General features: G+C 66.6%; 18 protein-coding genes. 10 read left to right on the top strand and 8 right to left on the bottom strand.

Annotated features, from left to right (window positions below; genetic code table 11):
* Positions 1-132: 132 nt before the first annotated feature.
* Positions 133-3,351 (bottom strand): PKD domain-containing protein, encoded by a 3,219-nt coding sequence (locus VGK20_17300; GenBank protein ID HEY2775802.1) that lies wholly within the window; start codon positions 3,349-3,351, stop codon positions 133-135.
* A 397-nt stretch (positions 3,352-3,748) separates the two neighbouring features.
* Here VGK20_17300 and VGK20_17295 point away from each other — a divergent pair, with 397 nt between their 5' ends.
* The 7 genes from VGK20_17295 to VGK20_17265 all read left to right on the top strand — a co-directional run bounded on the left by VGK20_17295 (position 3,749) and on the right by VGK20_17265 (position 13,291).
* Positions 3,749-4,957: a radical SAM protein gene (locus tag VGK20_17295; GenBank protein HEY2775801.1), complete on the top strand. Its 1,209-nt coding sequence runs from the start codon at positions 3,749-3,751 to the stop codon at positions 4,955-4,957.
* A 162-nt stretch (positions 4,958-5,119) separates the two neighbouring features.
* On the top strand, positions 5,120-6,256 hold the full coding sequence (locus VGK20_17290; GenBank protein ID HEY2775800.1) for a hypothetical protein: 1,137 nt from the start codon (positions 5,120-5,122) through the stop codon (positions 6,254-6,256).
* Positions 6,257-6,274: 18 nt separating this feature from the next.
* A complete protein-coding gene (locus VGK20_17285) occupies positions 6,275-6,805 on the top strand; it encodes a cytochrome c3 family protein (protein HEY2775799.1) in 531 nt (176 codons plus the stop codon).
* On the top strand, positions 6,802-8,904 hold the full coding sequence (locus VGK20_17280; GenBank protein HEY2775798.1) for a hypothetical protein: 2,103 nt from the start codon (positions 6,802-6,804) through the stop codon (positions 8,902-8,904). The genes VGK20_17285 and VGK20_17280 overlap by 4 nt, the downstream gene beginning before the upstream one ends.
* Positions 8,905-8,917: 13 nt before the next feature.
* On the top strand, positions 8,918-10,072 hold the full coding sequence (locus VGK20_17275) for a hypothetical protein (protein HEY2775797.1): 1,155 nt from the start codon (positions 8,918-8,920) through the stop codon (positions 10,070-10,072).
* Between the two features lie 13 nt (positions 10,073-10,085).
* Complete coding sequence (locus tag VGK20_17270) at positions 10,086-11,927, top strand: cytochrome c3 family protein (protein ID HEY2775796.1); 1,842 nt, start codon at positions 10,086-10,088, stop codon at positions 11,925-11,927.
* Positions 11,924-13,291, top strand: coding sequence for a cytochrome c3 family protein (locus VGK20_17265; protein HEY2775795.1), 1,368 nt, complete (start codon positions 11,924-11,926; stop codon positions 13,289-13,291). The genes VGK20_17270 and VGK20_17265 overlap by 4 nt, the downstream gene beginning before the upstream one ends.
* Positions 13,292-13,363: 72 nt before the next feature.
* On the opposite strand, the gene VGK20_17260 is transcribed toward VGK20_17265, so the two are convergent.
* Positions 13,364-13,795 carry a hypothetical protein gene (locus VGK20_17260; protein ID HEY2775794.1) on the bottom strand — a complete coding sequence of 144 codons (432 nt, stop codon included), beginning with the start codon at positions 13,793-13,795 and terminating at the stop codon, positions 13,364-13,366.
* Positions 13,796-14,258: 463 nt separating this feature from the next.
* Between VGK20_17260 and VGK20_17255 the strand changes: the two genes are divergently transcribed.
* Together VGK20_17255 and VGK20_17250 are read left to right on the top strand one after the other, a co-directional pair.
* A complete protein-coding gene (locus VGK20_17255; GenBank protein ID HEY2775793.1) occupies positions 14,259-15,773 on the top strand; it encodes a DegQ family serine endoprotease in 1,515 nt (504 codons plus the stop codon).
* A 54-nt stretch (positions 15,774-15,827) separates the two neighbouring features.
* Positions 15,828-16,904, top strand: a complete 1,077-nt coding sequence (locus VGK20_17250) for a radical SAM/SPASM domain-containing protein (GenBank protein ID HEY2775792.1) — start codon at positions 15,828-15,830, stop codon at positions 16,902-16,904.
* A gap of 6 nt (positions 16,905-16,910) precedes the next feature.
* Here the strand turns inward: VGK20_17250 and VGK20_17245 are convergent, their stop codons facing one another.
* Together VGK20_17245 and VGK20_17240 are read right to left on the bottom strand one after the other, a co-directional pair.
* Positions 16,911-17,516 carry a methyltransferase domain-containing protein gene (locus tag VGK20_17245; protein ID HEY2775791.1) on the bottom strand — a complete coding sequence of 202 codons (606 nt, stop codon included), beginning with the start codon at positions 17,514-17,516 and terminating at the stop codon, positions 16,911-16,913.
* On the bottom strand, positions 17,513-18,706 hold the full coding sequence (locus VGK20_17240) for a glycosyltransferase family 2 protein (protein HEY2775790.1): 1,194 nt from the start codon (positions 18,704-18,706) through the stop codon (positions 17,513-17,515). The genes VGK20_17245 and VGK20_17240 overlap by 4 nt, the downstream gene beginning before the upstream one ends.
* A 276-nt stretch (positions 18,707-18,982) precedes the next feature.
* Between VGK20_17240 and VGK20_17235 the strand changes: the two genes are divergently transcribed.
* A complete protein-coding gene (locus VGK20_17235) occupies positions 18,983-19,735 on the top strand; it encodes a hypothetical protein (GenBank protein HEY2775789.1) in 753 nt (250 codons plus the stop codon).
* An 18-nt stretch (positions 19,736-19,753) separates the two neighbouring features.
* On the opposite strand, the gene VGK20_17230 is transcribed toward VGK20_17235, so the two are convergent.
* Genes VGK20_17230 through VGK20_17215 form a run of 4 tightly spaced genes read right to left on the bottom strand, consistent with a single transcriptional unit; the run spans position 19,754 to position 24,233 of the window.
* Positions 19,754-21,382 carry an NAD(P)-binding protein gene (locus VGK20_17230; GenBank protein ID HEY2775788.1) on the bottom strand — a complete coding sequence of 543 codons (1,629 nt, stop codon included), beginning with the start codon at positions 21,380-21,382 and terminating at the stop codon, positions 19,754-19,756.
* Positions 21,379-22,386, bottom strand: coding sequence for a thiamine pyrophosphate-dependent enzyme (locus VGK20_17225; GenBank protein HEY2775787.1), 1,008 nt, complete (start codon positions 22,384-22,386; stop codon positions 21,379-21,381). The genes VGK20_17230 and VGK20_17225 overlap by 4 nt, the downstream gene beginning before the upstream one ends.
* Positions 22,387-22,399: 13 nt before the next feature.
* Positions 22,400-23,653, bottom strand: a complete 1,254-nt coding sequence (locus VGK20_17220; GenBank protein HEY2775786.1) for a transketolase C-terminal domain-containing protein — start codon at positions 23,651-23,653, stop codon at positions 22,400-22,402.
* On the bottom strand, positions 23,637-24,233 hold the full coding sequence (locus VGK20_17215) for a 2-oxoacid:acceptor oxidoreductase family protein (protein HEY2775785.1): 597 nt from the start codon (positions 24,231-24,233) through the stop codon (positions 23,637-23,639). The genes VGK20_17220 and VGK20_17215 overlap by 17 nt, the downstream gene beginning before the upstream one ends.
* Between the last annotated feature and the right edge of the window lie 93 nt (positions 24,234-24,326).

Raw genomic sequence — 24,326 nt, 5'->3', positions numbered from 1 at the left:
CGATCCTGGCCGCTGCGGGCTTCGAATTTCACTCGTGCTGCGCTCATCGCTCTCTCCATTCCTGTCGCGCGCTTCGCTTCGCTTGTGTCCGTATGCGTCATGTTCGACTTCATCGCCGTTCCCTCCGCGCGCTCACGGGCCGGTCACCGCAGTGATGTTCGTGCCGGGCTGGTCGGGTCCGACGGTCTTCGAAGCCGCCGGGAACGCGAAGGTGTAAAGCGACTTGGACACCTTCAGCGAGTAGGCACCGGGAGTAAGACCCGTCATCGAGTACGCCCCGGTCGCATCGGTGTAGACACCCTTGACGACGACTCCCATGCGGATCGCCTGGACCACGGCGGACGCCAGAGGAGTGGTGCCGTTCGGTGCGAACACCGTGCCGCTGATCTTGAACGGTGACGGCGTCGCTGCCGGGCAGGATGCCGCCGCCTGCGTCTTCTGCTGCCCGATCGTGTCGTACGCCGTGTGCGACACCGTGAACGTTCCGGGAACCAGGTAGACGTGGGTGAAAGGCCCGTACGGCGAAGTCGTATCGGATGCGACCGTGCTGCCGTCGCCCCAGTTCACCGTCACCTTGGCAAGGCCGATGTCGTCGCTGGACAGGTCGCTCACCATCTCGGTCCAGGTGTTCGCGTTGAACGCGCACACTCCGGCCACCGTCGGCGGATTGTCGACCTGCGTGATCTTGATGTTCTTGGTCTTCGAGCCCGGACCGGCACCGAAGTCCGTCACTGTCAGCGTGACCGCGAAGGTTCCGCCGGCCGCGTACGTATGGGTGGACGTCACGCCCGAGCCGTGCGCGGTGCCGTCGCCCCAGTCCCAATCGTAGACGTCGCAGGTGTTGAGGCAGATCGTCTGCGTCGCGTTGACCTTGAGAATCATGGACGACGACCCGTACGTGTAGCCGAAGTACACCGTCGGCGCGTCGTTGTGCATGCCGGCAGCCTTGGTCGCCAGCGTCGTCTTGGTCATGTAGCCGCCGCCCTTGGTCGGGTTCTGGACGACGGTGGCGGCGGCGAGCGTATCGGTCGCACTGGTCGCAAGCGTGAGGCTGCCCGCGCCGATCGACAGGATGTGGCTTTCGAAGGTGCCGCCGACGGCGACTCTCTGGCCGGCCGTGAAGCCGGAAATCGAGGCCACCGTGACGACCGGCGAGCCGGCCGTGCTGCTGCCTGTGGTCGAAGCCTGGCTGGTTCCGCCGCCGTGGCACTGTCCGCAAGCCTGGTCGAGGTCGACCCACGCTGCGTTGGTGTAGGTGCCGTCGGGCGACGTGTTGAGCGTCGTGTCGGCGAGCGAGGCGTCCGGGAACGCCGAGTAGGCGGCATTCACGTTGATGCGGAACAGGTGCTCGCGGTTCGGCATGTGGCACGACACGCACGCCTCGGCCGGATCGGTCGCCACGTCCTGGAGCGGAGTTCCGGTGCCCGCGGGGTGCTTGATGATCGCGAGGTTCTTCTCGTGGCAGGTGTCGCACTCGCGGCGCAGAGGCTCGGCCTTCGCGCTCGTGTCGTTGAGGCTCCAGTGCACATCGTGGCAGGTGGAGCAGTTGCCCTGCGCGGTGTCCGGTGGAGAGCCGCCGGCAACGACGGTTTCGCCTTCCGGAACCCAGAAGCCTCCGGCGCCGCTGGTCGCGCCGCCGTCGGCGGGATTCGTGCAAGCCGGGTTGGTGGCGGTGTCGACGAGCGGAATCGACTGCTTGACGCCGTTGCGGACGATCGTGCCCAGCTCGTTGCCGCCGCCGATGCTGTTCGCGTCGCGGCAGACGTAACCGACGAAGAAGCTGTGGTACTTGGTCTTGTTGCCGATATCGACCTTGTCGCTGTTTCCCGAGTACTGCGCATGCGGGCTGTTGAGGAACATGTTGACGATGGGTTTCAGACCCTTGCCCGTCAGCTTGAACTCACCGTGCGAGACAGGGATCACGGTCGCGGGATTGACCGAGCTCGGCGAGGCGGCCTGCCCGTGGCACGTGTAGCAGACGTCCATCACGTGCGAGCCTTCTTCGGTCTGGTTGTGACCGCTGGCGCTCTTCGGCGCACCTGCCGGCGGCGGTCCGACGATTCCGGCAGTGACGACCTGGATCAGGTCGTCGCGGGCGGGCTTGGCGGTGCTGTGGCACATCGCACACTCGACACCCTGAAGTCCCCAATCCGAGTTGGACGCTGTGAAGAAGGGCTGGAACGGCTCGCCGGTCGCGTCACCGGCCATGCGGTGCCCGGTCTTCACGTATCCGGGCTTGTTGCGCTCGGCGTAGGAGCGCGACTGGTCGGTGTGGCACTTCGTGCAGATCGCACCGGTGCCGCTGTAGTAGTTGCCGCCGCCGTTGGCGATCGTCGTGTGGGCGTCGAGGCGGCGGATCTTGGAGCCGACCGGAATGCCGGTGAAATTGCCCGAGTTGTCTTCGAGCGTCGTCGTCGCGTTCGGCAGCCAGTTGTCCCATACGAAGCCGTGCACGAGACAGCCGGCCTGGCTCGTGTACGCCGTGAGGTCGACGACCGTGCCGGCCGACAGTGTCGAGCCATCGGCATTGGTCGCCGTCGCATTGATGGCACCCTTGACGCCGTACGTGAACAGGCAGTTCGGTGAAGTGAACGTCCAGCCGAGGCCGAGGTCGTACGCCGTCTGCGTCTGGCAGCCGCCAGGAGCGGCAACGCTCGCGCAGGCCGGCCACTCGCCCGGAGACGTCGTCGCACTGTTGTGGAAGGACGGACAGGTGGCGGTGGAACTGTAGGACGCGCTCGTCATGCGCATCGTCGTCGCGCAGAAGCCGAGGCCGTCGCTGAACTGTACGCCGCTGGTGGTGCTGATGCCGCTGCCGGAAACCGGCAACGTGCCGTCGGCCTTGCGATTACGGTAGATCCATCCGTAGGCGACGCACTTGCCCGTCGTCACGATGGTGCCGCCGAGCGACGTGCACATGCCGGCGGTATTATCGAGGTCGACGCGGGAGATTCCGCGGCTGTTGACGGTGTCGTAGCAGATGCTGGTCGACCATACGTGCTTGTAGCCGTCGTTGCCCGCGCTGCCCGCGTTCGTGCAAGCGGCCTGCGTCGTCATCGACTTGAGGTCGACCGAGCTGTCGGCGGACTTCGTATACGCCGCGCAGTCGCGCGCATTGGTGATCGACCAGTCGACCTGCATCGTGCCGCCGGTGGCAGTGCCGTCGCCGTTGATGCCGATCACACACATCCCGTCTGCGGGGATCATGTAGCCGCCCGAGCCGTCGGGCTTCGCCCCGTCCGGCGGGTAGAATGCAGCGGCCGGGCCGGTGGCGAGCATCGGGATCGCGATACCGGCGACGAGCGACAGGACTGTGCGGCGGGACAGCAGGAACCGGCGTCGTGGAGTCATGGGACCCACCTTCTTTGTACCGGCAGAGGCAGGAGCGGTCGCGATGGCGCATTTATGGTTCGTCATGGCCGGCTCCTCCTTGCCGATCTGAAGTGGCCCCAGAACACCCGGGGCCGAGTTTGCAGCTTCGTGGCTGGCGCCGGATTCGCAAGATCCGTGCCCTTAGGCAGGTCCGTGAAATGTCAGGGCTTAGACGCCCCCGCGATCCTGGAACTTATCATGGATGGGAAAAGCGCGGCACGGATTCTCTGATTTAGGAGAGACGCAACAGAGCGCAGCCTTCTGCCGACACCTGCCGACAGCCGATGACCTCGCGGATTCGCAGACCTGCACTGCTTTGCCAGATCGCGGAACGGCGCCAGCCGTTCGGTGGCACGACTCTGGCTTCGGGTGACTCATGACTGCTGTCACCACGGACATTTCCGCTCGACCTTTGCGACCGGCTGCCCCTGCGACCGGTCATTCGCGACCGGCCGCCGCGGCGACCGGTCATCCCGGCTCTCATCCCGAGGACGGCAGGATCCGCCGCTATGATGACGCGCCGAGGCGAGTCTACTGGGAGCTGACCAGGGCCTGCGCGCTTGCCTGCAAGCATTGCCGGGCAGAAGCCCTGCACCAGCGCCTGCCCGGCGAGCTGTCGACCGAGGAAGCGTTCGACGTGCTGCGGTCGCTTGCGACCGCGCGTCCCACTCCTGCCGTGGTGCTCACCGGTGGTGATCCGCTCGAACGGCCCGACTTCTGGGAGATTCTCGATTTTGCGAAAAGCCTCGGCCTCCACGTCGACGTGGCGCCGAGCGCCACGCCGAAGCTGACGCGGGAAGTCATCCTCGAGCTTGCCCGCCGCGGGGTCGGTGCGATGTCGCTCAGCCTCGACGGCTCGGACCCGCCGCGCCACGACGCGCTTCGCGGCATTCCGGGCTGCTTCGAGCTGACGATGAAAGCCGCCGCTCACATCGCCGAGGCCGGCATTGCGCTGCAGGTCAATACGCTGGTCACGGCCGACACGCTCGCCGACATGCCGGCGATTGCCGAGCGCGTGCGCGACATGAAGGCAAAGCGCTGGAGCCTGTTCTTCCTCGTGACCACGGGGCGCGGCTCTTCGCTGCCGCAGATCGAACCAGCGCAGGCCGAAGAGTTGCTGCACTGGGTTGCCGCACAGCGCCACGATCTGGGCCTGGTGACGTCGGCAACCGAGGCTCCGATGGTCCGTCGCGTGATGCTCGAAATGCGGGGCCAGGGGCCCGATGCGGCCGTGGCCGGAGCCGGCATGCGCGACGGCAACGGCATCCTGTTCGTGTCGTGGAAGGGCGAGGTGATGCCGTCGGGCTTCCTGCCGGTCGTCGCGGGAAGCGTGCGTGAACGCGACATCCTCGACATTTATCGCAACGCGCCATTGCTTCGCGATCTTCGCCGTCCCGAGTTGTTCGGCGGCCGCTGCGGCGTCTGTTGCTGGAACGAAGTCTGCGGCGGCTCGCGCGGACGTGCCTATGCCGCCACCGGCGATGCGCTGGCCGAAGACCCGCTTTGCGTCTACCAGCCGCCGCCGCGCCCACAGGCCGGCGATGGTTGCGGCTGCGCTTCCTGGGATACGATAGCCGGTCTGTAGATGAATGGCGCGCCAAGCAACGGCGTCGTTTCGCGTCCCGGGCCACGAAGGCTCGACGGCACAGACGACTTCGGGCAACCGCCGGCACGAGGCCTCGCGCAGCGACGACGCGGCTCGGGACGAAAGAGAGGGACGGACGTGGGTTGTGCAGCGCGAAGTCGGTTGGTAGCGAGCCTCCTCGGCGCCCTGGTCCTGGCGGGCTGCAGCGCAACCAGACCTGCGACACAGGCGCCGGTATTCTTTCCGCCGGCGCCGGACCTGCCGCGCATTCAGTACCTGACGTCGTTCACCGGCCTGAAGGACATCGAGAGGCAGTCGGCCTTCAACCGCTTCGTCATCGGCGAAAAGCAGGATCTCATCGTCGACAAACCTTACGGCGTCGCGATGGCCGACGGCCGCATCTATGCCTGCGACACCAATTCGACCGTCGCCGTCTTCGACCTGAAGGCGAAAACGTTCTCCTACCTGGCCGGCGCTACGGGCCAGGGGGCGCTGCGGCAGCCGATCAACATCAGCATCGGCCAGGACGGCACCAGGTACGTCACCGATCCGGTGCGCGGCCAGGTCGTCGCCTTCGATCGGGGTGACCAGTTCGTCCGAGCCTACGGCCAACCTGGCGACTGGAAGCCGGTCGATGCCGCGGCATTCGGCGGCCGTCTCTATGTCGCGGACTTCGACCACGGCCGCATCGTCGTCTTCGACATCGCCTCGGGCAGCCAGGTCTCCAGCTTCGGTGACAAGTCGGAGGGCGACGCACGGCTGTCGCGCCCGACCAACCTCGCGTTCGACACCAGCGGCTTTCTCTACGTCACCGACGTCGCGCGCTTCCAGGTCGTCAAGCTCGACCGCGACGGAAAGTACATCGCCGCGTTCGGCCGGCTCGGCGACAACCTCGGGCACTTCGCACGTCCGAAAGGCGTCGCCGTCGACCGCGACGGGCTCGTCTACGCCGTCGACGCGGCGTTCAACAACGTGCAGATCTTCATGCCCGGCGGACATCTCGCGACGTTCTTCGGCGGCCCGGGCCAGGGACCGGGAAACCTCGACCTTCCCGCCAAAGTCGCGATCGACTACGACGACGTGGGACTGCTGCGCGAGTACGTCCAGCCGGGATTTCACGTCGACTATCTCGTGCTCGTCACCAGCCAGTTCGGGCCGCACCGGGTCAACGTCTACGGGTTCGGACACCAGGAAGGAGCACAGTATCCCACGGAGGCGGATCTGCTCCGGCAGATCGAAGAACGCCGCGCCAAGGCCGCCGCCGCACCCGCGCCTGCACCCGCGCCCGCCGGCAAGTAGCGACGCGGGGCGTCCGTCGTGGCATCGTTTCGCTTCGCGGGTATCGCAGTGCTGGCACTGCTGCTCGCCTGCACGGCGTGCGATCCCGCGACGCGTTACCGGACCCTCAGCACGTTCTTCGACGGCGTGCCGCCGCCGGCAGCGCCGGCGCCGGCCGGTGCCGCAAAGAACGCTTCGGCGCCGGTTCCGATGCGCGCTTCGTACCGCGAGCACGGACCCTACGCGGCCAGGCTCTGCAGCGCGTGCCACCAGTCGGTCGCGTCCAACACGCTGGTGCTTCCGAAGGACAAGCTGTGCCGCAACTGCCACACGTTCGGGCCCGACAAGAAGGTCCTTCACGACCCGTTCGAATCCGGCGAGTGCCTCGACTGCCATGATCCCCACAGCGGTCCCTATCCCGGGATCCTTGCCGGCAAGCTGAACGACATCTGCCACGGCTGTCACGAAGCCGAAACTCTTGCCGACGAGCCTGCCCACGCCGACGCCGACAAGCGCTGCACCGATTGCCATGACCCGCACCAGAGCGACAAGGAGAACCTGCTGCGATGACGCGGGCGCGCGACAGGATACGCCGTCCTGCCGTCGCCGCGCTCGCCGCAGCGACAGCGTGCGCGCTGCTCGCCGCCACGCCTCGCGACGCGTTCGCGCAATGGGACTGGAGCCTGTTCGCGCCGCACTCGATCGAGAACCACGCGTGGTTCGAGACGTTCGCCTCGTGGGAAAACGACGACAGCCACGGCATCTCGCCGAACAGCACCTGGAACGACGCGTTCATCCGCGAGAAGCTCACGCTGTCGACCGAAGGCTATTCGTACGACCCGCGCTTTCTTCGCTACCGGCTGTCGCTCGGCGGCGCCGTCAAGCAGGAGCGTTACGACAGCTCGGTCCTCGGCTCGACGGGATGGGACATCGGCGAAGGCCTCGAATACGACGCGCGCGTGACGCTGCTGCCGGATCATCCGTACAACCTCCTCACGTTCGCCACGCGCTACGAGCCCGTGTATCCGCAGCAGGCTGCGGCGTCGCACAACAACGTCGCCGACGACTACGGGGTGAGCCTTCGTTATCGGCGCAAACCGTGGTTCTTCGATGCCGGCTTCCTCGATTCGCAGATGAACACGACCGGCAGCAACTCGGACGTCCAGCGCGTGCTCGTCGACGGCGAGTACTTCAAGCGCTGGGAGAGCGGCCGGCAGCTCACGTTCAACGGCTCGGTCCACCCGTCGTGGTACACCGACTCCAACGGACTGGACGGCAGCTCCCTCGAATCACTGGTCGGCAACGTGATCGACCTGAAGAAAGCGACGCTGTCGTCGAACTTCTCCGACAACACCTTCGACCAGAAGCAGGACAACCAGAACAGCTACGACACCAAGCAGCTTGCGTGGTGGGAGCTGTTCTCGCTGTACCTGCCGTGGAACTTCCGCACCGACCTCGAATGGCGGATGCACGACGACACCAGCGACATCGCCAACCCAGGTCCCATCACGCTGCCGGACCGCCACTATTCCGACGACGGCAACAGCGCGCGGTTCGACGTCGTCAACCGGCTCTACGAAAGCGTCGACACCACCTACCGCTTCCTTCGCGACGTGCACGACACCAGCGGAGGCAACTCCACCGAGCTGTCGAACGGCGTGGACGTCCAGTACACGAAGCAGGTCCCGCACGGGCGCGTGCTCGTCGGCGGCAGCTTCGAGCGCAGCGATTTCGACAACCACGGCATGACCGACGTCGTGGCCGACCCTTACACGGGCACCGCGGTGCCGGGAACGTTCACGCTGCGGCGCACGGACGTCGATCCCTCGTCGATCGTCGTGCTGCTGCGTTCGCCGATCCCTCCGTTCGAGACGATCCAGCTGGTGGAGGGCGTCCATTATTTCGTCAACACGCTGGTCGAGCCGTTCGAGGTCCAGATCCTCTCGCTGCCCGTCGAATTCGTCGTACCCGGCAGCTACGATTTCTACCTCAGCTACTCGCAGAGCACCGGCGAGTACGAGCTGCAGACCGACGACGGCACCGGCAGTGCCAGCGTCGAGCTGTTCAACCAGCTCGTGACGCCGTATTTTCGCTACACCGCCGTGCGCTCCAGCGTGCTGAGCGGCGTCTATCCGGGCACCCCGATCGACTCCGACAGTTATTCCACCGGAGTGCGCCTGCTGTACGGCCCCGTGCGCGCCCGCGGCGAGTACCAGCGCCTGGAATGGGCGAGCAATCCGTACGACGCGTGGCGCGCCGAGCTGCAGTACGTGGGCCCGATCACCCGCACGATCACGACGTACACGACGGCGACATTCCTCGACCGTCACTTCCTCGGAGGAGAGGCGCCCTACACGACGCCGCGGTACTACGAAAGAATCATCACGGTCTCGGGCACGATCACCAAGCAGCTCTTCAGCCGCAATCTCGTGCTGGCCATCGGCGGTTCCTACTCGAACATCTCGGGACTGACCGACAGCAACGCGTGGTCGGCCAATTCCTCGATCATCTGGCATATCGGCAAGCTCGATCTCAGCCTGACGGCCACCGCCTACGGCTCCGACAGCCATACCGGCGTCGTGTCGACCGCCCCGCCATCGTCGCTGCCCGAGAGTTTCCGGCGCGACCACGAGTTGATCTCGATCAACATCAAGCGGCAGCTTCTGTGAAATGGATGCGAGCGTGAACAGGATGTCGGGCAAACGGCCGCAAGGCGGCACGCCGGGACCGTTCCCGTCCGGAGCGCCGCTTCGCGAACTTCGCGCCCGCACGGCGGGCACGCTGCTCGCCGTGCTTGCCGCCGCCGCGGGCATGATCGTCGTTGCCGGTTGCCAGTCGAGCTGGACTCCGACGACGAAGACACCGACGGTGCCGCTGCAGTGGCCGGCGCCGCCGCAGCAAGCGCGAATCCGCTACCTGCACGCGCTCTCCGGCGTCGTGCGCGATGCCAACGCCGCTACCGTCCTCGGAGCGCTGGCGTTCGGCACCCGCTCCGGCGACGATTCTTTCGTACTGCCCGTGGCAATGTCCATTTCCGCCGACGGCCGCATCGCGGTGGCCGATACCGGCTGCCGCTGCGTGCACCTGCTGGCCGCCGACACGGGCGGCAAGTCCTCCTCCTCGGCTTACGTGCGCCTGACGGGCAGTGAGCGCGAGCACCTGCAGTCGCCGGTCGACGTCGCATTCGATGACGGCGGCCGGCTTTGGGTTTCCGATTCCAGCGGCGCGCTGTTCTCGTTCGATGCTTCCGGCAAGTTCCTCGCCGCGAGCCGCAGCATCGGCGACCACACGCTGCAGCGCCCGACCGGGCTCGCGTGGAGCCGCGCCACGCACCGTCTCTACGTCGTCGACACTCTTGCACATGCCGTGTTCGCGACCGGCGGCGACGGCTCGTTGCTGCAGACGTTCGGTCGCCGCGGCTCGGGGCCGGGCGAGCTGAACTACCCTACGCGCATCGCCGAAGGTCCCGACGGCTCGCTGTACGTGGCCGACTCGCTCAACTTCCGCATCGTGATCTTCGCGCCCGACGGCTCGGTCGCAGGCGGATTCGGGCACCACGGCGACGCCTCCGGCGATTTCGCGATGCCCAAAGGCATCGCCGTCGATCGCGACGGCGTCGTCTACGTCGTCGACGCGATGTTCGACAACGTGCAGCTCTTCGACCGCAGCGGCCGCTTCCTGTTGACGCTCGGCGGACGTGGAAGCGACTTCGGCCAGTTCTGGCTTCCGTCGGGCGCTGCCATCGACGGCAGCGGACGCCTGGCCGTCTGCGATACCTACAATCGCCGGATCCAGTTCTTCCAGGTGGAGGGCTCCCATGCCGCCGCGGCGTCCTGAAAGCGCAAGCATCGTGCGTGCTGCGACGGTCGCGGCTCTCGTCGCCTTGTGCGGCCCGGCGCTCGCGCAGACAACCGAGGACATCCGCAACACCCCGCACAACCTGTCGGTGTCCGGCACCGGCCAGATCCGCGCGGCCAGCGAGTCGCGCATCTGCATCTTCTGCCACACGCCGCACAACTCGACGCCGCTGACGCCGCTGTGGAACAAGGAGCTGCCGGGGCAGGTCTACACCGTCTATACGAGCCCGACGCTGCACGCGGCTCCGCTGCCGCAGCCGTTCGGTCCCACCAAGCTGTGCCTGAGCTGCCACGACGGCACGATCGCGATGGGTTCCGTCGTCAATCCGTCGACCGGAATCACGATGGCAGGCGCCGACATTTTTGCTCCCGACAGCCTTTCCAACTTCGGGCTGGATCTTTCCGCCCACCACCCTGTTTCGTTCTCGTACCAGGCCGCATTGCCGAACCCCGAGCTGGTCGAGCAGCCGCCGCCGGGCCTCGTGTTCGGCGGCAGCGACGAAGTGCACTGCACGACGTGCCACGATCCGCACAACAACCAGTTCGGAGATTTCCTGCTGAAGGACAACCGCTACTCGGCGCTGTGCACCACGTGTCACCAGATCCAGGGATGGCCCGGCTCGGCGCACGCGACGTCGCCCGCGTCCGTCGTCGGCATCCTTCCGCGGCCGCCAAAGACGTGGCCGAACTATCCGACGCTGGCCGAATGGGGATGCGAGACCTGCCACACTCCGCATTTTGCGCCGACGCCCGCCGGACTGCTGAACTTCACCGACCTGCCGCCCGCTCCGTTTTCGTGCACGACGAGCGGCTGCCACAGCACCGATCCGAGCGGGCCTGCCCATCTCGTCGCGCGCACCGCCGCGGGTGCGCGCGGCGTGTCGGCGAGAGCCTCCGTTTCGGGCGGTATCGACATCGCTGCGGCGATCGGCAAGCCGTCGGCGCATCATGAGGTTCCCGGCGAGCTGGAACGTCGCGCCGCAACCCGCAGCGGACGCGGCGGCGATCCCGGATCCGTGACCTGCACGGACTGTCACAACCCTCACCTCGTTGCCGGGCAGGGAGCAGTTTCTGCCGGCGACGACCCGACTGTTGCCGGCGGGGCACTGCGTGGCGTTTCCGGGGTGGACCGCAACGGCATTACCGTCTCCAGCGTCCGCTACTCGTACGAAGTGTGCCTCAAGTGCCACGGCGACAATTCGCCTGCGCTGCTGCGCACGCCGCGCGTCGTTCCCGGAATCAACCTGCGTCGCGTGTTCGATCCGTCCAATGCTTCGTTTCACCCGGTATTCGCGCTCGGCAGGGATCCCGACGTACCGAGCATTCCCTCGTCGTTCGAGCCGTCGATGACGGCAACGTCGATGATCACGTGTACGAGCTGCCACGCCGACGACGACGGTGCGACGCGGGGTCCGCACGGGTCCATGTGGAAGCCGATCCTGCGCGAGCGCTACGAGACCGCCGACATGACCGTCGAGAGCTCCGAGAACTACGCGCTCTGTTACCGCTGCCACGATCGCCAGAGCATCCTTTCCGACCGCAGCTTCCGACCCGGAGCGGCACGAAACGGCCATGCTCGAGGCGCCGGACACCGCGGCCACCTGGAAGCCGGCGCACCCTGTTCGGCCTGCCACGATGCACACGGCATCGAAAGCACCGGCTCGCCGCTGGCTGGTGCGACCGGATCGCACACGCACCTGATCAATTTCGACACCAGCATCGTCGCACCGAAGCCGGGCGCGGCAGCGCCGGTATTCACCGACAAGGGAACGTTCGCCGGAAGCTGCGACCTCGTCTGCCACGGCGTCGTCCACGATGGAGCGGCCTACCCGTGAAGAAGACGTTCCTCATCGCGGTGCTGGCGGCCGCTGCGTTCGTTGCGATGCCGCTGCCCGGCGCCGTCGCGGCCGAAGCGCCGGATGCGAAGACTGCCGCTGCTCATCCGGCGTCCTCCGACGAGACGAAAGCCGGCGGCTGCGTCACGTCGAAGTGCCACGTCGACATCCTTTCGAAGAAGAACGTCCATGACCCGGCCGAAGGCTGCACCGACTGCCACGAGTCGGTATCGACGCCGCATCCGGCCAAGGGAAAGAAGACGTTCAAGCTGCTGAACGACGTGCCGGACCTCTGCTACACGTGCCACGACACGTTCGGCAAGAAGAAGACCGTGCACTCCCCGGTGCAGGACGGAAGCTGCACGGACTGCCACAACCCGCACTCGACCGCGGAGGAAAAGCTGCTGATCAAGCCCGTCGGCAAGCTCTGCAAGGACTGTCACGACGCGCCGTACGAAGGTCCGAAGCTGCACGGGCCAGTCGAAGACGGCGACTGCACCGAGTGCCACAACCCCCACGAGACCGACACCAAGTCGCTGCTGGTCAAGGAAGGCAACGCGCTCTGCTTCGACTGCCACACCGAGAAGGCCGACGAGATCAAGAAGAAGGACGTACACGCGCCCGTCGAGGACGGCTGCATCACCTGCCACGACCCGCACGGGTCGAAGTTTCCGGCGATGCTCAGCGAAAAGGTCCCGAAGGTCTGCTACTCGTGCCACGACACCAAGGAACAGGAGATCAAGGACGCGAAAGTCTCCCACGGCGCGCTCGACGACGACAAAAGCTGCCTGCTGTGCCACTCGCCGCATGCGAGCGACAACGATGCGCTGCTGGAAAAGCCGATGCGGGCGACCTGCCTCGAATGCCACGACGGCGACATGCCTGCCAACGCGAAATTCCTCCACGGCAAGAACCACGACGGCAAGTGCACCGACTGCCACGCGCCGCACGGAGGCGACCTCGACAACCTGCTCGTCAAGGAATTTCCCGACGGCAACTATCACCCGTGGAACGACAAGGCCTACCCGCTCTGCTTCTCGTGCCACGAGCGCACGATGGTGACCGACCGCGAGACGACCACCGCAACGGGGTTCCGCGACGGGAAGAAAAACCTCCATGCCGTGCACGTCGGTGACGACGCCAAGGGCCGCGGCTGCCTGATGTGCCACTCCGTGCACGGCAGCGACCATCCGAAGCTGATCCAGGACGCGATCCCTTTCGGCAAGTGGACGATGAAGCTGAATTTCAACAAGACCGACACCGGCGGAAGCTGCGCGCCGGGATGCCATCGGCAGAAGTTCTACGATCGCGACAAGCCGGGAAAGAAGACGGCCGTGGCCAGGGCGGACGAACAGGCGCCTTAGCGGCCCGGCGCGAGCGGGAAGATTTCCGCGCCTTGGTGGGCGGCCTTGCGACCGATGCAGCCGCAGCCGGGGCTACGGTCGCACGAACGCGAACCAGTAGTCCCTGCTCATCGGATCGTCGAAACCTTCGAGCCCCAGCTCGCGGCTGCCCATGTTCGTCCACAGCAGCAGCACGTCGCGGCGTGCGAAGTAGCCGTACCAGGGGTCGTGCAGGAAAACGACGGGCCGCTCCCGCTGCACGTCCGGGTGCTCGATGCCGAAATAGAGCGCGTCCTCGTAGCGTGGTCGCGCAAGGCCGAGCGCTTTCGCCTCCTCGATCGCTTCGTCGGCAGAAACGTCACGCCCGAATTCGACCAGCACGATCTCCCGCGTCCATGGGCCGCCGTGGTGCCGCGCCGGGAAATTGTCGGAGAATACGCACGAGTGCGCGTAGGCGTAGCGCCCGGCCTCGACGAGATCTTCGGTCGGGCGACCGTCGCCGGTGGTGATCCGGTAGGTGCGCACGCGCAGTTCTTTTGTGCGCGCCGCGGAAAAATCAAGGCGTCTGCTCTCCCGTCAGCAGCCGTCCGACGGCCATCACATGGCCTGTGGTGCAGTTGAGATTGCCCAGCCTGGCCAGGATGTCTGCCGGTGTGCTGGTCCCCCGACAGGCCGACGCAGTCACGGGCGGCGACAGGACGCCGCTGACGATGGATGCCGGCGTGAAGTCATCAGAATCTGCCGATGCGGCAGGACGAACACGAGGGGGGCAACTCGCAAGATTCCCCGCCACAGACTCTCGGCGCCTGCGCCTGGCAACGCGCCTGCGTCGAATGGCTCGCCGCGAAGGCTGTCTGAAAGGTCGCGTGCCCGTTTTCCCGACGAGCTTCCCTCGACGGCGTGCGCTCCGGTCCCGCAAGCGGGCGGCGCAAGCGGGCGGCATTGGTGCGGCTATGCCACATGATCCCAGGCAGGAGAGAGGTTTTTCATGAGAGCCTTCGCGAGCTCGACGCGAACGTCATTCGCGCTTTCGTCTGGTACCGTCGGCGTTGCCGCCGGCACGCTGCTGGGTGCGCTGGCCGCAACATGGATCGGTCATCCGCCGTTCGAGCCCGAGCGCCCCGTACCGATGTACGTGTCCTTCCAGAGCCGCGCGTCCGCGGATGCGCCGGCCCCGGGCTCGATGGGGTTCGCTTCCGTCTTTCGCCACGCGCTGCCCGCCGTCGTCAGCATCACGACATCGCAGATCGTCAAGGTGCCCGAGATGCAGATGGTCAACCCGTTCTTCCAGCAGTTCTTCGGCGGGCAGCCGCACGGACGTGGTGGCCGCGAAACGCCGCGGCAGCAGCGCCAGTCGAGTCTCGGCTCGGGAGTGGTCGTGAGCCCCGACGGTTACATCCTCACGAACGACCACGTCGTCGACGAGGCATCCGACATCAAGATCACGCTGGCCGACAAGCGGCAGTTCACGGGAAAAGTCGTGGGAGCGGACAAGGCGACGGACATCGCCGTCGTCAAGATTCCCGCGAGCGGGCTTCCCACTGCGACGCTCGGGGATTCGTCGAAGCTCCAGGTCGGCGACTACGCGTTCGCCGTCGGCAATCCGTTCGGAGTCGGCGAAACGGCGACGATGGGCATCATCAGCGCGACCGGCCGCAATGGCCTCGACATCGAAGACTACGAGGACTTCATCCAGACCGACGCGGCGATCAATCCCGGCAACTCCGGCGGTCCGCTTCTGAATGCCGCAGGCGAGCTGGTCGGTGTGAATACCGCGATTCTTTCGGGCGCAACCGGAGGAAACCAGGGCATCGGGTTCGCGATCCCGATCAACATGGCCAAGTACGTGATGTCCGAGATCATCAAGCGCGGCAAGGTCGTGCGCGGCTATCTCGGCGTCGGAATCCAGGAAGTGACACCCGATCTTGCCGCAGCCTTCAAGATTCCCGCGGAGACCGGAGCGCTCGTCGGCGGCGTCGCCGCCGACAGTCCGGGCGCCAGGGCGGGGCTCGAGCGCGGCGACGTGATCACCGCGCTCGACGGCACGATCCTCACCGGACCGAACGACCTTCGGCTGCGTGTCGGCAACATGGCGCCCGGAACGCGAGTGCGCCTGACCGTCAATCATGAAGGCCAATCGCGCGACGTTGCAGTGACCCTCGGTGAAGCGCCTGCCGGGAATGGGCCGGGCAATGCGCAGCCGCAGTCGGGCAGGAACGCCGGCGTCCTGCAGGGCGTCGAGGTCGAGGACCTCAGCCGCGACATTCGCGGTCACCTCGGCATCAAGGCGGACGTCAAGGGCGTGATCGTCACCGACGTCGAGGATGAAACACCGGCAGCCGACGCCGGGCTGCGGCGCGGGGACGTGATCGAGCAGGTCAACCGCCAGCAGGTCACGTCGGTGGCCGACTACACGCGGCGAATGAAGGAAGCCGGCAACCAGCAGGTCGTGCTGCTGGTCAATCGCGAGGGAATGTCGGCGTTCGTCGTCATCCAGCCGTAGCCGGTCGCGGCTCGCGTGGATGCGCCGCGCACGTTTCTGCGCTAGAGCTGCGCCGTGGAATCGATCTACTGGGTCATCACCTGGGCCTGCCATCGAAAGTGCAGGCACTGCTACGACGACCGCTTCCGGCCTTACGCTCGCGACGACCTGACGCGCCTCGTCGCCGAAGAAAGCCACGCGTACCGCCGCATTCTGGCCAACCTCCCCGACGACATGTCGTACCAGGACCCGTCGCGCCCGGGGCCCGGCGGCACTGCGTCACGGCACCGCTCCTCGCTCATCCTGGCCGGCGGCGAAGTGCTGATGGACGGCGTCCGCCAGGAGCTCTTCTACCCGCTGCTCGACGCGATCCGTGCGCGATGGGGCGCGGCGGCGCCGCACGTCTCGATCCAGACGACGGGCGACATCATGCAACCCGGACACATCGAAGAGATGCTCGAGCGCGGCGTCGGCACCATCGCGGTCGCGAGCATCGACGACTATCACGTCGGCATGAACGGCGACGGGAAATTCGCGCTGATGGATCGCGTCCGGCGCATGATGGCGAGCTTCGGCGTGCAGGAGGTCGATCTCGGCATCGCGCGCGATCCGCGGCTGAAGGGTCCGGGACTCGGGCGCGCAAGAAGCGGCGACGGTCCGTTCTTCCTGTTCTTCGGCGCCCAGCCGGAGCTGTGGATCGGCGAGCTGTGGCCGCGCGGACGCGCGTGGACGAACGGATTGTCCAACGCCACGTACGAAACCAATTTCTGCGCGCGCTGGAGTGGCGGCAAGAACTTCCTGAACTATGGCGATGCGGGCGCGGAGGTCGCGATCGAACCGGACGGGTCGGTCTATCCGTGCTGCCTGAAAACCAAGGCTCCGCTCGGAAATCTTTGCGAGGAACGACTGGTCGAGATCCTCGACAGCCTCAAGGGTCATCCGGCATTCGAAGCGATCAACGCAGGAGACCCCGAATCGATGGGAGAGAACGTCGGCTGGTCGCGCTCCGATTACCGGCGCTCGTCGCGCGCCGTCGATCCTCGAGGCCGCGAGATGGAGAACGTCTGCCTGGGCTGCGACGCGTATTTCGAGAAACACCTTGCTGCGGAGATCGCGCGCATCCGTACCGCGCGACTTGCTGCCAGGAGCTGACGCCGGTCAACGCGACCGCAGCCGCGCGACGTAGTGCAGCGAGCGGTCGAACAGGAGGTCGACCGGAAAAGGGTAGAGCCCGAGGCGCTGCTGCCACTCCTCGATCGTCAGTCCAGAACGGGAAAATGCTTCGTCCCACTGGCGCCGGGTCAGGTAGTTGTACGGAAGAACGACCGAGTGCCTGGCATTGCCGACCCAGTCCATGAGCCGCAGGGTCGGCGACGCCAGCAGCCCTTCGAGCAGGTGATCCTTGATCACGACGGTGCGGGCAACGCGCGCGGCCTCCGCCAGCAGCGCTGCCGGATCGACCGTGTGATGCAGCACGTCGACGAAGAGCGCGACGTCGAAGCTGCCGTCCGGATGCGGGATGTGCAGGCCGTCGAAGGCATCGACGGGATAGGCGGTGTGCCCGCGAACGAGGACATCGATTCCGCGCATCCTCAATCCGGAGCGCTGGGCGCAGATCGCGCTTCCGATCGATCCGTCGCCGGCGCCGATGTCGAGAACCGTCGATCCGCCCGGAATCAGCCGCGCAAGGTGCGCAGCCAACACACGCACGCGCCGGCGAAAAACCATGCCGCCGTGCAGGCGATCCAGCGTGCGCTCGATCACCGGCGCTCCGCTTCCTCGACCTTCAGCGTGCGCTTGGTCGCCATGCCGAGCAGGCTCAGGAAAAGGCTCGAGAACATCGTCTGGGCGCCGAGGGCGAGCGCAACGACCGACGGCACGACGATGCGCATCGCGCGAGCCGGATCGTACGGGCCAAGGCCGACTTCGGCCCAGCCATAGAGCGCGAAGATCGTGCCGCCGATGCCGCAGGCGAGCAGCAGCAGGCCCACCACCAGCCCATGCTCCAGAGTGATGCGCTGGAAGAGCCGCGTCGAGCCGCGCGGCGCCGGCTGCAGTCCCTGCGTGATCGCATAGACCTTCGAGAGCACCGCAAAGAAGACGCCCTGGGCACCGACGAGGATCATCGCCCCGCCGTAGATCAGCGTATGGATGTCGAGCACGACGCCGCCGATGCGGCGCGGACCGGGAAGGACGAGCAGCATCAGCAGCAGACCGGCGGTGCCGCAGAGCACGCCCGGGATCAGAAAGGCCCAGCGCGGCGAATAACACAGCAGGAAGCGCAGGTGCCGCCAGCCGTCGCGCCAGGTTCGAAGATGCGACGGCCGGCCGCGTTCGTCCGGCGCCAGCGTCGTCGGCACCTCGACGATCCGCAGCCGGTGGAGCTTGGCCTTGACGACCATCTCGGATGCGAACTCCATGCCGGTGCAGCCGAGATCGAGCCGATCGATCGCTTCCTTGTCGAAAGCGCGAAGGCCGCAGTGGAAATCGCCAACCTCCCATGCGCCGAAGTAAAGTTGCGCAATCCTGGTCAGCACGGGGTTGCCGAGGTAGCGGTGCAACGCCGGCATCGCGCCCGGTGCAATGCCGCCGCGAAAGCGGTTTCCCATCACGAACTGGGCGCCGCGTCGCAGCTCGTCGACGAAGCGCGGCGCATGACCGAAATCGTAGCTCATGTCGCAGTCGCCCATGATCACGTAGCGCCCGCGAGCGGCGGCGATGCCGCCCAGCAGCGCGGCGCCGTAGCCGCGCTCCGGAACGTCCACCACGCGGGCGCCTTTGGAGCGCGCGATCTGCTGGCTGCCGTCGGTCGAGCCGTTGTCGGCGACGATCACTTCGCCGCGAATTGCCGAGCTCGCGAGCATCTGCATCGCCTGCCCGACGCAGGCAGCGACCGTGCGCGCCTCGTTCAGGCACGGCATGACGACCGACAGCTCGAAATCGGAGTCGTTCATGCGTCACGGCGCTCACGTAAAGGAGCGAGGCATACGGTGCCGGGCAGCAGCCCGGCGGCGAGCGTTGGCAGCGGGCCCATGCGGCGTGTTAACCCGGATCGCGACCTACTGGAACCCTGACACCCACAGCGCTGCTCGGAGCTCCGTGCGCAGGCTGCAGCGGAGCGCCGGGACCGGCGCGAGCGTTTCGGCGAGACCTGAGCGGGGTTCCTTGAGTCTGGTCGGGCCAGCCGTTACCTCTGCGCGCGCAAGTCCCCTTCCAGGAGTAACCCGGCCATGCGCTCCCGCACCGTACTAGCGTTCCTCCTCATCAGCTCGGGCAGCCTGCTGTACGGCTGCGCCGCCCAGCAGCCTTACAACCCGTATCGCATCGAAAAGGCGGATTTCCGCCAGCGCGTCCACACGATCGCACTGATGCCGACGAAGATGCCCACCGACATCGAGAATCGCGAAGCGGTGCAGCAGAAATTCGCCGCGATGCTGGCCGGAAAGCTCCAGCTACTCGGGTTCACGGCGCTCGCGCCCGACAAGGCCGGGGAAGTCTTCGACCGGGTCCGGAAAGAGTCCGGCAACCTTTTCGATCCGACGACGGGCGAGCGGAACAAGGAAAAGCAGGACGAAGCCGATCGCAAAGCTCTGGCGGAAGTAGCCGAGCGCTATCACGCCGACGCCGTGCTGTACTCGGCGGTCTATCCCGTCAAGGCGGCCTTCCGCAACGGGGTCGCAAGCTGGCTCGGAACGTCCCAGAGGATCGAAACCGGCGGCAGCCTTGCACTCCGGATGCTCGGCGGCGTCACCGTGTCCGGGACCGTTGGCGCCACTGCGATCGGCGTCGTGATCGGCGACACGACGGGCAAGGACCTCTATTCCAAGGCTGCCGGACTCGAATCGCTCGCCAGCTACGGTGCGGGCGGCTTCAAGGAGAAACCGCTTTCGGAGTTGTTCCTGGACGAACAGCGCAACACCGCAGCGATCGACCATGCGCTGTTGGAGCTCGCTCCGGAACCCGAGGCGACCGCGGCGAAATAACACCGCGGCGGCGCGACTTCAGATTTTTTCCGGCACGCTGCGAATCGCGCCGCACGGGCATTCGCTGACGCAAAGCCCGCAGCCCTTGCAGAAGTCGTAGTTGAACTCGTAGCGGAGACCCGGGCCGAGCTTGACCACCGCGTTGTCGGGACAGACGCCGTAGCAGTTGTCGCACTCGAAGCAGTTGCCGCACGAAAGGCATCGGCGCGCTTCGCACTGCGCGGTCGACTCGTCGAAGCCGCCGACCACCTCATCGAACGTCGACTGGCGCCGCACCAGGTCGAGCAGCGGTGCCTTCGAGCGCGGTGCGTCGGCGTAGTACCAGGTGTTGAGCTTGTCGAAGGTCGCCAGCTCGTGCGCGGTCGGATGCACCCACTTCAGGCCGCGAAGCCAGGCGTCGATGTGGCGCGCAGCGAGCTTGCCGTGTCCGATTCCGACCGTGACGGTGCGTTCGCCCGGCACCATGTCGCCGCCCGCAAAAATTCCCGGGTGACCGGTCATCATGTCGGGTCCGACCTTGACGACGCCGTCTTCGATCGCGAGGCCCGGCACGCCGTCGAGCAGCGACAGGTCCACGTCCTGGCCGAGCGCGAGCACCACCGAGTCGGCAGCCAGGGTCTCGAACTCGCCGGTGCCCACCGCCTTCCCGTCGGCGCCGAGCTCCATCTTCTCGAGCGTAATCGAGCCGCCGTCGGCCTGGGTGATCGTCGACAGCCACTTGACGAGCACACCCTCGGCGAGCGCTTCTTCGACCTCGAACGCGTGCGCGGGCATTTTTTCGCGCGTGCGGCGGTAGACGATGATGGATTCGTCGGCGCCGAGACGACGGGCTGTGCGCGCGACATCGAGCGCAGTGTTGCCTCCACCGTAGACGACGACGCGGCGGCCGAGCAGCGGCCTGTCGCCCGTCTCCATGCTGCGCAGCACCTGGATCGCATCGACCATGTGCGCCGCGCTGCCGGCAGGAATGTACGCGCGCTTGGCCAGGTGGGCGCCGACCGCGAGGAACACGGCATCGAAAGCGCCGCTCTCTTTCGCTTCGAGCACGCTCGTGACTTTCGAGTTCAGCTCGAGGGCGACGCCGAGATCGACGATGCGCTGGATCTCACCGTCGAGCACGTCGCGCGGCAGCCGGTATTTGGGAATGCCGAAACGCATCATCCCGCCCGCAAGTGGGCCGGCATCACGGATCGTCACCGAATGACCGGCACGCGCGAGCTGGTAGCCGGCCGAGAGCCCCGACGGACCGGCACCGACGACGAGGATGCGCTTGCCGCTGAACGTCGTCGGCTGCGCGAACCGCCACCCGTGGCGCAGCGCCTCGTCACCGAGGAAACGCTCGATCGCGTTGATGCCGACGGCTTCGTCGAGCTGGGCGCGGTTGCAGACGGTTTCGCAGGGGTGATAGCAGACGCGCCCCATCACCGCCGGCAGGGGGTTGTCTTCGGTGAGCCGGGTCCACGCGGTGTGGTAATCGCCCGATTCGGCGTGGTAGAGCCACTGCTGCACGTTTTCGCCGGCCGGGCACGCGTGGTTGCACGGCGAAAGGCGATCGATGTACTCGGGACGCACGGTGCGCCAGGTGCCGGTGTGGTTGGCCAGGCTCGAGCCAGGATCGAGCGTGATCGCGAACGGCTTGCGGTTCACGACGCCTCCGCTTCGGGAGTGACGAGGCCGTAACGCGCGATGTTGCGGTCCGCGAGCTGCTGCAGGCGGTCGAGCACTTCCCGGTTCGGGTTTTCTCCGAACAGGTGGGCAAAACGCATCTGCGGCTTCAGATACTCCTCGACCGGAACCTTGCGCCGGATCTTCGACACGGAGGTGACTTCGCCGTGTTCGGCCTCGAACACGGGGAAAAGGCCGGTTTCCTTCGCCAGGCGCGCCATTCGCACGGTGGCTTCGGAGCCGTGGCCCCAGCCAAGAGGACACGGAACGAGGATGTGGATGTAGCGCGCTCCGCGCAACTCCATCGCACGCCGCACCTTGGCTTCGAGGTCGTGAAGCTCGGCAACCGTGGCAGTGGCCACGTACGGAATCTCGTGCGCCATCGCCAGGCGGGGAAGGTTCTTTCCCTGCCCGAAGCGGTTCCCGCTGCTCGCGCCCACCGGCATCGTCGTGTTGGTGCGCGCGGCCGGAGGCGTAGCCGACGAGCGCTGCACTCCGGTGTTCATGTACGCTTCGTTGTCGTAGCAGATGTAGAGCACATCGTCGTTGCGCTCGAACATTCCCGAAAGACAGCCGAAGCCGATGTCGGTGGTTCCGCCGTCGCCGCCCTGGGCAACGACGCGCACGTCGCTGCGACCCTTGACCTTGAGCGCGGCGGCAACACCGGTGGCAACCGCTGCCGCGTTTCCGAACAGCGAGTGAATCCACGGGATCTGCCACGACGTCTCGGGATACGGAGTCGAGAACACCTCGAGGCATCCCGTCGCGTTGACGGCAATCATGCGCCGCCCGGTCGCCTCCATTGCCGCATCGATCGCATAGCGTGCGCCGAGAGCTTCGCCGCAGCCCTGGCACGCGCGGTGCCCGGAGTTGAGCGAGTTGGTACGGCGCATGTTGGCCTGCACGCTGCGCTCGTCCTCGGGCAGGAGGCGCCCTCCGACGGTGAAGGTCCCCGTCTGGTAGAATCGCACCGGCTGGTCAGCCATCGTCCCCTCCCCTTCAGCCAATACGCGTGGCGGCGGCGCCGAGGTCTTTCAGCAGGCTCTCGGCAATGGGTCCCGAACGCCTCTGCTCCCGCTCGCGCGCGAGCACGCGCCCGGCAGCATCGTGGTCGAGATCGAGGAAGGTGAGCGCGTCGAGGCGCCCGCGGCAGCCTTCTTCGAAAACGCGGCGCAGCGACTGGCGCGTGATTGCGCGACCGCCGAGCCCGGCGACCACCGTATGCACGTCGTCGGAAGGGCCCGTCCATGACCCGCCGACGTTGTTCGCGACGATGCCGCCGAGACCCACGGCAAGGCTCTTTTCGAGCACGATCACGCGCTTCGCATGCGCGAGCGCGCCGCGCACCGCCGCCGCCGGCCAGGGCCGGAAGCACGTGATGCCGAGGACGCCGATTTTCACGCCCTCGCTGCGCATCTCGTCGACGGTGTCCTTGATCGTGCCGAGCACGGATCCGAGCGCCACGACCATGACGTCGGCGTCATCTGCGCGGTAGCTGCGCACGAGGCCGCCGCTGTCGCGCCCGAACACTTCGCGAAATCGGTCGGACCACTGCGGGATGCGTTCGAGCGCCTGCTTCTGCTTGACGTGCGCGAGGTAGCGCACCTCCATGAAAGCCTCGGGGCCGACCATCGCGCCGATCGACACGGGCTCGGCAGGATCGAGGATCTGGCGCGGGTCGTAAGGCGGCAGCCATTCGTCCACCTGCTGCGCAGTCGGCATGTCCACGCGCTCGACCGCATGCGTGAGAATGAAGCCGTCCATGCAGACCATCACCGGCACCGAAAGCTCTTCGGCAAGCCGGAATGCCTGGATGTGCAGATCGAGGGCCTCCTGGTTGTCTTCGGCGAAGAGCTGGATCCACCCGCAGTCGCGCTGGCTCAGCGCATCGGTGTGATCGTTCCAGATGTTGATCGGAGCCCCGATGGCGCGGTTGGCCACGGTCATCACGATGGGAAGCCCGAGCCCGGCCGCGTTGTAGACGGCCTCGGCCATGAACAGCAGGCCCTGGCTCGCCGTGGCGGTGTAAGCGCGCGCGCCGGTGGCCGAGGCTCCGATGGCCACCGACATCGCCGCGAACTCCGACTCGACGTTGATGAACTCGCACGGCGCAAGCGTCCCCGAATCGACCATGCGGCCGAGCGCCTCGACGATGTGGGTCTGCGGCGAGATCGGATAGGCGCAGATGACCTCGGGACGGCAAAGCGCGATCGCTTCGGCGACGGCCGCCGATCCTTCAATTTGCTTGAGCATGCTCCCCCTCCGTCGCGGACTGCGCCGCCCGCACGTGTTCGAACGCCGCCTCGGCCGCGGCAACGTTCGCATCCGCGACGCCCGCGCGAAAACGCTCGCGAATCGCTTCGCAGACCGAGCCGAGCGCGACGCGACCGGTGGCCGCGGCAAAGGCTGCCAGAAGCGCCGCGTTGGGCAGCGGCCTGCCGATCGAGCGCATCGCGATTTCGGTGGCGGGAACAGTGACGACGCGGCAGCCGGCGCGCGAAGCTACGAAGTCGTCGAGTCCGAGCTCGCCGATGCCGCGCGCGCTGTTGATCAGCACGAAACCGCCGTCAACGAGCCCGGCAAAGACTTCTACCTGGTGCAGCAGCGTCGGGTCCTGGATGATCAGCGCATCGGGAGCGAGCACCGGCTCGCGCAGGCGGATCGCTGCGTCATGAATGCGGCAGAACGCGACGACCGGCGCGCCGGTGCGCTCGGAGCCGAAGCTGGGGAACGCCTGGGAATGACGGCCTTCGCGAAAAGCGGCGACCGACAGCAGCTCGGCTGCCGTGACGACGCCCTGACCGCCGCGTCCGTGAATCCGGATCTGGTACACGATGCTCTTGTCCGCCTCTCCAGCGCCAGACGATGCCTGTGGCAGGCGGAGATTGATATCGTGCTGCAGCGATCAGGAGCGGCGCGCTGGAAA

This window comes from Candidatus Binatia bacterium (assembly GCA_036493895.1).
Classification (GTDB): domain Bacteria; phylum Desulfobacterota; class Binatia; order UBA1149; family CAITLU01; genus DATNBU01.
This window is presented reverse-complemented; position numbering and strand designations above follow the sequence as displayed.

What these genes read in the sequence shown, in the direction of transcription:
- VGK20_17300 (HEY2775802.1), bottom strand. Translation starts at nt 3,351, where the DNA reads ATGACTCCACGACGCCGGTTCCTGCTGTCCCGCCGCACAGTCCTGTCG.
- VGK20_17295 (HEY2775801.1), top strand. Translation starts at nt 3,749, where the DNA reads ATGACTGCTGTCACCACGGACATTTCCGCTCGACCTTTGCGACCGGCT.
- VGK20_17280 (HEY2775798.1), top strand. Translation starts at nt 6,802, where the DNA reads ATGACGCGGGCGCGCGACAGGATACGCCGTCCTGCCGTCGCCGCGCTC.
- VGK20_17255 (HEY2775793.1), top strand. Translation starts at nt 14,259, where the DNA reads ATGAGAGCCTTCGCGAGCTCGACGCGAACGTCATTCGCGCTTTCGTCT.
- VGK20_17240 (HEY2775790.1), bottom strand. Translation starts at nt 18,706, where the DNA reads ATGAACGACTCCGATTTCGAGCTGTCGGTCGTCATGCCGTGCCTGAAC.
- VGK20_17235 (HEY2775789.1), top strand. Translation starts at nt 18,983, where the DNA reads ATGCGCTCCCGCACCGTACTAGCGTTCCTCCTCATCAGCTCGGGCAGC.
- VGK20_17225 (HEY2775787.1), bottom strand. Translation starts at nt 22,386, where the DNA reads ATGGCTGACCAGCCGGTGCGATTCTACCAGACGGGGACCTTCACCGTC.
- VGK20_17220 (HEY2775786.1), bottom strand. Translation starts at nt 23,653, where the DNA reads ATGCTCAAGCAAATTGAAGGATCGGCGGCCGTCGCCGAAGCGATCGCG.